This window comes from Microcystis sp. LEGE 08355 (genome assembly GCF_015207185.1).
In the GTDB taxonomy this organism is placed as follows: domain Bacteria; phylum Cyanobacteriota; class Cyanobacteriia; order Cyanobacteriales; family Microcystaceae; genus Microcystis; species Microcystis panniformis.
Window position 1 is genome coordinate 1 of the sequence record NZ_JADEXI010000207.1, and the last position, 7,308, is coordinate 7,308.

Annotated in this window: 6 protein-coding genes and 1 pseudogene; 2 read left to right on the plus strand and 5 right to left on the minus strand. The window is 49.1% G+C overall.

The features are described from left to right. Positions 1-104: 104 nt before the first annotated feature. Genes IQ242_RS11980 through IQ242_RS11990 form a run of 3 tightly spaced genes read right to left on the minus strand, consistent with a single transcriptional unit; the run spans position 105 to position 2,176 of the window. Positions 105-254 (minus strand): hypothetical protein, encoded by a 150-nt coding sequence (locus IQ242_RS11980; protein ID WP_228020950.1) that lies wholly within the window; start codon positions 252-254, stop codon positions 105-107. Positions 255-267: 13 nt separating this feature from the next. Beyond that, positions 268-1,311: an aliphatic sulfonate ABC transporter substrate-binding protein gene (locus tag IQ242_RS11985; RefSeq protein WP_193960126.1), complete on the minus strand. Its 1,044-nt coding sequence runs from the start codon at positions 1,309-1,311 to the stop codon at positions 268-270. A 31-nt stretch (positions 1,312-1,342) separates the two neighbouring features. Further along, entirely contained in the window at positions 1,343-2,176 is an 834-nt protein-coding gene (locus IQ242_RS11990; protein ID WP_193960127.1) for an ABC transporter permease, read from the minus strand. A gap of 507 nt (positions 2,177-2,683) precedes the next feature. Here IQ242_RS11990 and IQ242_RS11995 point away from each other — a divergent pair. Then, the gene (locus IQ242_RS11995) at positions 2,684-4,228 is read left to right on the plus strand and encodes an iron uptake porin (RefSeq protein WP_193960128.1); all 1,545 of its coding nucleotides are present in this window, start codon (positions 2,684-2,686) and stop codon (positions 4,226-4,228) included. A 91-nt stretch (positions 4,229-4,319) separates the two neighbouring features. Then, positions 4,320-5,243 carry a TauD/TfdA family dioxygenase gene (locus IQ242_RS12000; protein ID WP_193960129.1) on the plus strand — a complete coding sequence of 308 codons (924 nt, stop codon included), beginning with the start codon at positions 4,320-4,322 and terminating at the stop codon, positions 5,241-5,243. Between the two features lie 6 nt (positions 5,244-5,249). Here IQ242_RS12000 and IQ242_RS12005 read toward each other — a convergent pair whose 3' ends face one another. Beyond that, positions 5,250-6,542 (minus strand): FAD/NAD(P)-binding protein, encoded by a 1,293-nt coding sequence (locus IQ242_RS12005; protein WP_228020951.1) that lies wholly within the window; start codon positions 6,540-6,542, stop codon positions 5,250-5,252. A 317-nt stretch (positions 6,543-6,859) separates the two neighbouring features. Next, a pseudogene (locus IQ242_RS12010) lies at positions 6,860-7,308 on the minus strand (ISNCY family transposase); the annotation flags it as partial.

A 7,308-nucleotide genomic window follows, 5' to 3' on the forward strand; every position in this document is an offset into this window, starting at 1 on the left:
AACCCTGGAATTTTCGGCTTAGTTGCCGGCAGCTTGCCGCCAACTCACTCCTCTAGATAAGTATTTTGACTCAGGCATCTTCCTCTTTCGAGACGTTGTGACACTTAGGGTGCGGAATGTGGGTTAATGTCCCGCAAGACTTCATTTCCTTCGCTACCTGAGCCGAAGGTAACACCGACATTGGCTAGTTCGCAAACGCTCACTTCTCGCGTCAGGGTATCGGAGATAGTTTTCGGATCAAAAGAGTAACTCATGGACTTTCAGAAACTAGAGGGCTTTGGTAAGGAGGCTTTTTTGAAAGGTGGCCAGATCGGGCGCGCTGGTGATTTTTTTCTGATTGACCGCGAAATCTGCCGATTCCTTAAGGATTCTGGCGAAGTCACCTGGATTGTCTGGTGTCCCCAGATATTTCGGCGATCGCTGTTCGCTCGAATCCAACCAGATCAACTCTTTGACCGCGGCGGCCGTTTCCTCCGGTGTGATATTCAGTTCCTTAGCTAAAGCTTTGATCGCGTTTTCCGGATCGCTCCGGTATGTTTTAACCGCCTCATCTAACACGGCGATATATCGCTTCACCACGTCGGGGTACTGTCCGGCGAATTCCGTTCGCACCACCCCGAGATCCGCCGTGATAATGCCTTTTTTAGCCAGATCGGCCGAGGAGATCAGTACCGTTCCCCCGTCTTTCTGGAGTTTACTGAGATTCGGTTGCCAGACGTAACTCGCGTCGATATCCCCCCGCTGCCAAGCGGCGACGATATCCGGGGGTTGTAGATCCAATATCTTCACGTCCTTCTCGGGGATATTTTCCAGGGCCAGTAGGGATTCCAAGGAAAAGTGAGCGGTGGAACCGAAGGGAGTGGCCACTTTTTTGCCCTTGAGATCGGCGATCGACTTGATGTCTTTCTTCACGATCAACGCCTCCGCCGCGCCGATCACGTCGAGGATAAAATACACCTGATAGGGTAATCCACTGGCGATACCCACGCTGGCGGGAACCGTACCCAACGCCCCGAAATCGATTCCTTTTGCGGCGATCGCGGTGTTCACGTCTCGTCCCGAATCGAAGCTGATGTATTCTACCTTGGCATCAGGAAAGGCTTTGTCCGCCAGTCCCAAGGCTTTCGCAAGTAGTTCGGGATTGGGAATCACCTGATAGCCGATGCGGATTTTTTCCGGAAGTGTTCCGGTTGTGGTGGTGGACGACGGGTTAGAAGAACTCCCGGTCTTCTCGCTGACACAGCTTGACAGGATCACGGGTACACTCGCGCCCAATAAACCTAACAATAGTTCTCGACGTTTCAACGGCATAAGATATCTCGTTACAATCACTAAAAAAAACTCAGGCGTCGCGACCGATCCAGGGCAATTGGGTTTTCTCTATCCAACGGATCACTGCGTCGATCGCTATGGCGACCAACCCCATGATGGTAATGCCGACGAAAATAACATCGCTGCGGAGAAATTTACTGGCATCAAGTACCATCCAACCGATACCCGAAGTAGCGGCGACCATTTCGGCCGCCACTAGGGTGGAATAGGAAACCCCGATCGCCGTTCGCAATTCGGTGAAAATTTCCGGCAGGCAGGAGGGGAAAATGACATAGACAAATAACTGCCAGCCGGAAGCACCGAGGGATCGTGCGCCGTTGATTCGGTCGATCGAGATCCGTTCCACCCCGGAAACCACCGCTAGAAAAAGTGGGGCGAAGGCGGCTAGGAATAACAGGGCGACTTTCGAGGGATTCTCGATGCCTAACCAGATGACTAACAGGGTGTAGTAAGCGAGGGGGGGTAGCGGTCGGTAGAACTCGATAATTGGGTCAAGGGCTGCTCGGATCAGTTTGGAGAAACCGCATAACATACCCAAGGGGATGGCGGTAACAGTCGCCAGCACTAGCGCCGCCATCAGTCGGTACATACTCTGAAAAAGGTGATAGAGAAGCGAGTGGCCCTTGTAGCCACTTTGCAGAATATCGACAAATGCCGACCAAACCGCTGCAGGCGTTGGGAGAAACAGGGGATTGGCCCAGCCTAAAGACGTACTGAGATACCAGAGGGCGAAGATCAGCAGCACCGCTCCCAGAGAGATCGCTCGTTCCGGGGTCAGAAAACGATAGATCGGGGATTTTCGAGAAGGATTTCGGGTGGGTGTCCTTTCCGGTTTGAAAACCATACAACTCCCTCGCGGCTAATAGGAAAAGAGCGATCGTTTCTCGGAAAGAAATGATCGAACTACGGCTAATTTCTCTCGTGTCGCCTAATCACGAATTCGTAAAGTTAGCTAGTCCATCGAGATTTAACTATCCTACGGCAAGCCGACCAAAAAAGTCAAGTTTGTTAATCAAAATAAACTCATATAATTTTGTATAAATTGTACTTGACAAAGGTTTCTTGAGTTGCTGATTTGAGATATAAATTTTCTTGTATAGGATTTTAAAACTTAAGCCCAGACTAGCTTTTAGCTGACTGTAAGGTTGTCATTTATGCCTTAATTTAGTAACGAAAAAAAGTAAACGGGTCGCCATGGATAATAACTAATGGAACGACCTAGAGAAGAGTCTGTATATCCTGACAAAACTTGCACCGCTCGGAAATTTGTGTCATACTCCTCGATTAATCAATAAATACAGTATGCCTATCAACTTACTGTATTTAATTCACGGTGAAGGAGTCTAGAAGTATGTTCGAGGGATTTCTAGTTCGATTATTTTCGGGTTCGGTTTTGGTCGGGATAGCCCTGGCGAGCGCGAATCCGTCCCGGGCCGAGGAAAAATTTTTAGAAAACCAGCCGCCGATGGCCCAGATCACTTCGGTTTCCCAATTGCGGGACGTATCGCCGAGCGCGTGGGCCTATCAAGCACTGCAACAATTAGTGGAACGGTACGGCTGTATCGTCGGCTATCCCGACAGAACCTTTCGGGGCGATCGAGCCTTAACGCGATGGGAGTTCGCCGCGGGCTTAAACGCCTGTCTGAACACGATCGAGCGGTTACTTCAGGAAAATGTAGCGATCGCCAGCGAGGATATCGTTCGGCTTAACCGATTGGCGGAGGAATTCGCCGCCGAGTTGGCGGCCTTGGGTGCCAGGCTCGACAATCTCGAACAGCGCACCGCTTTTCTAGAAAATCATCAATTCTCGACGACGACGAAACTGAAGGGAGAAGTAATCTTTGCCCTGACCGACGCGTTCCAAGGTTCGATACAGGGAAGTAACCTTGTGTTTCAAGATCGGGTTCGTCTATCCTTGGAGTCTAGCTTTACTGGAAAAGACCTCTTAACCGTCCGATTGGCGGCCAGTAGTACGACCCGATTGCAACTCCCCGGATTCCCCAATAACGCCCAGGGCAACCAAACCTTTAACCTCCCGGCGGGGAACGGCAACGATATCGTCCTCGACTGGCTCGCCTACGAGTTTCCCGTGGGCGATCTGTACGTCTATATCCCAGCCTATAGCGGTCGCTGGTGGGATTTCGCCCCGACCCTCAACCCCGTGATCGGGGGAGGGACGAACGGCCGGAAAGCCCTCAGTATCTTCGCCCAATTCAATCCCGTCTACACCCTCGGCGGGGGTTCGGGAGTCGGTCTCAATTACAACATCGGCAAACAGTTTACCATTAGCGCCGGCTATCTGGCGGGAGACGATACATCGGGAAACCCCAATCCGGGAAACGGTTTATTTAACGGGGAATATAACACCCTGTTCCAACTGGCTTGGTTGCCCGACACGAACGCGGGTATCGCGCTCACCTACGTCCACGCTTATCAACCGGACGGACCTCTCTTCGACTTCGGCACGGGAGGGGCGAAAATCGGTACGGCTCCCGCGAACGCGCCCTTTAGCGGGCCGGTTTCCTCGAACTCCTACGGGGTTTCGGGTTTCTTCCAGTTTAACCCCTACGTCATTCTTAACGGTTTCTTCGGTTACACCAACGCCCGAAGGACTAGCGGTTCCGGTAGTGCCGATATCTGGTACTACGCGCTAGGACTCGGCTTTCCCGATCTGGGGAAAGAGGGGAATTTAGGCGGTCTCGTGGTGGGCGCAGAGCCGTATCGGGGAGATACTAGCCCGAACGATCTCTCGCTCCATCTGGAGGCGTTTTATAAGTACCAATTGACGAAGAATATCTCGATCACGCCGGGGGTAATCTGGATCACGGCACCTAACCAGGATGCGGGAAATCCCGACGGGATCATCGGGACAGTCAGAACCACGTTTACTTTCTAAAAATCCCGTTATCGCCACATTTGCTCTTGCATTTTTCGTATTTAAGTCACCGATCTGAGACGGTGAGAACTAGGAACTGGAGGATAAATCTATGGGTTTCAACTATTTCAATATTCAACCGATCGCCGGGCGAATTGGAGCCGAGATCGTTGGCATCGATCTGAGTCAAAATCCGAGCGATGATCTAATCGCGGAGATCCGTAAAGCGTTGATTCAATACAAAGTTATTTTTTTTCGACAACAAACCTTAGACGAAAAGGGTCACATCGCTTTTGCCCGTCGTTTTGGCGAGTTGACAAAAGCTCACCCCACTGTACCTGGTTACTTAACGGATTACCCTGAAATTTTCGATTTAGATTATCGGCGACACCATGCCTATACGGATCTTTGGCATACCGACGTTACTTTTGTAGAACGACCGCCATTAGGCTCGATTTTACGTGCGGTTATTATTCCGCAATATGGAGGGGATACGATGTGGGCTAATACGGTGACAGGATATGAAGATTTGCCACCCCATTTGAAAGCCTTAGCTGAGCATCTGTGGGTCGTTCATACCAATCACTCGGATTATGCCGCTTCTACGGTTGAGATTTCCCAAGCCAAAAGGGATTACGCCAAGGTTTTCCAATCGACAATTTATGAGGCTATCCATCCGGCGGTGCGCGTTCATCCTGAATCTGGTGAGCGATCGCTGGTGTTAGGATCCTTCGCCCGTCGGATTAAAGGACTTTCTTCAGAGGATTCTTTCGATACCCTAAAACTTTTGCAGTCCTACGTCACCCGTCCGGAAAACACGGTACGTTGGCGTTGGCAAGTGGGGGATATCGCTTTTTGGGATAATCGTTCTACCCAGCATTACGCGATTGCGGACTATGGCGATCGCCCCCGTCGGGTGCAACGGATCACCATTGTGGGCGATGTTCCGGTCAGTATTGACGGACAGCGTGGTGGTGTGGTTACGGGAGACGTTAGCGATTATATTCCCGTTTCCCAAAACAAAGACAGCGCTTGACTAAACTTACTCAAACCTATTCATCGGCTTGAGCGACAGGGATTGTAGAATCTCCTGGGCGAGATTAGCAGCCTGCACCCGGATTTCGGGAACGGCAATGGATTCCCAAAGATTGCCATTGCGTAGCGTTCCCAAGGTATAAAGCCCTTGGGAAACATTTCCATCAGCATCAATGAGGGCACCATTGGGGGCAGTGTCGATACCAATTGACACTGGGCTAGGGCGGAGTAGCCCTTGTTGTTGTAGGTTTACCAGCAAGGGGTGTTGGCTATAGTGAGAGTTTGAGCCGGTGCAGTTGACAATCCGATTGACCTGAAAAAAGAGATCTCTGTGGCTGCCCCGTTCCCGAACTGTCACCGCCACCCGATCCCCCAACTGCTGGCAGCTTTGAATCCGCCCGGCATAATATCTCAATTGACCGGACTGCACGGCTGCATTGAGATTCTCAGCAATTTCTGGCGCGATTCGATGGCGGTGAACTTCCCAGTAAGCCTTAACGTGGCGCAGAAATCGCTCCTGTTCTTTTAAGGGCAGTGCTTGCCAGAGTTCTGTCGTGAGCGGACGCAGGGCATCAAATACCGCCCGCCAGTTTTGCCCCTGTGCCTGAGCAGATCGCACTTCTTGGCGCACTAAGTGGAGTAATCCTCGCGTTGTTTTTGGCGCAGTCTCTAGGTCAATAAAGGCAGGATAAGGGGAAGTCACTTGGTGAGAGTGGGGGCTCAATCCGTGGCGCGAGACGGCATGGATCTGTCCCTGGAATCCTTGAGAGCGCAAGGCAACCACTACATCAGCCATCGTCAGTCCAGTTCCCACCAGCAATAGCGAATCTTCTGGATTTAAGCCGTAGGTCGCCTCAGCCGACCAACCATGCCTGGCATAGCGATCGCGGTTCGACAGCAGGGCAATGGGTTTTGGCCAAGAGGCGGGAAAATTGCCTAATGCCAGCACTACCTTCTGCACAGACAAACACCGGCCGCTGCTCAGATAGACCTTTGTATAGTTGGGGAGCGTTTCGATTGCGCTCGCTCGCTCTACGATTTGCTCTAACTGTATATAAGCCGGAGCTTTCTCCCTTGCTTCCTTCAAGAGCGCCTGCACGTAATCTCCATAAATCTGGCGCGGCACGAAGGTGGATGCTGTCACTTGTTCCTGCCCGTTCTGATGCAGCCAGTTCAAGAAGTGTGCCGGTTCATCGACAAAGGCACTCATTTTGCCAGCCGGTACGTTCAGTAGGTGACAGAGAAATTGTGTTTGGTAAGCGACTCCTCTTCCTAATTGCGGGTTGGGTTCAATCAGCAATTCTCATTTTGAAAACAAAAGAAGATAAAGTTCTCTTGTTCACATAGAGAACTTCTGTCTAATTATCATTTTTTTTCAAGATAATCATCATAATTAGCTTCAAGAGACAGTTTTAAAATATCTGCCCATAAAAAACTTATCTCAACTCATAAATTTAGCTGAAATTCTGACCTAATTTGTGGTTTTTTCAATGAATAAAATAATCTTTCCTTCTCTCGAAAAATTGACATTTTTAACTAGAATTTATTTTTTTAAGCGGGACATATTCGGTAAGAATAAACAAGAAAAACTCTGACCAATTCTTAAACAAAAATATTTTAATAAAGTACGAATATCATTAAAAAAACTGGTGCGAGTAACTAATAACTCACGAATCTTTTGATAAGTATGATTAACTAAATCTCAAACGGTATTAAATAAAAAAGCTAGTAAATTTAAAGACAACAAGAACTCGCATAAATGACTTTGACCATGACCAAAATTATGTTCTAAATTATAACCGTGATTTTTAAGAACGTTATTTCCTTCATTCTCAACTTTCCATCTGCTGCGTCCAGCTTTGACAATTTTTTCAACATTATTTTCAGTAATTTGATGATTGGTAATCCAATTATTTTGATAGATAATTTTCTGTGTTTTTTCATTAATGACCGTGACTTCACACCAATTAACTTCGAGACTTGACTCGACCTCTCTCAGAGGAACTCTAGAAACATAACGATAACGATAAATGAGATTCTTTCGTCCATCCCATTGTTTCTTTTCT

Coding starts and splice junctions, on each gene's coding strand:
- IQ242_RS11980 (WP_228020950.1), bottom strand. CDS start 254: ATGAGTTACTCTTTTGATCCGAAAACTATCTCCGATACCCTGACGCGA.
- IQ242_RS11985 (WP_193960126.1), bottom strand. CDS start 1,311: ATGCCGTTGAAACGTCGAGAACTATTGTTAGGTTTATTGGGCGCGAGT.
- IQ242_RS11990 (WP_193960127.1), bottom strand. CDS start 2,176: ATGGTTTTCAAACCGGAAAGGACACCCACCCGAAATCCTTCTCGAAAA.
- IQ242_RS11995 (WP_193960128.1), top strand. CDS start 2,684: ATGTTCGAGGGATTTCTAGTTCGATTATTTTCGGGTTCGGTTTTGGTC.
- IQ242_RS12000 (WP_193960129.1), top strand. CDS start 4,320: ATGGGTTTCAACTATTTCAATATTCAACCGATCGCCGGGCGAATTGGA.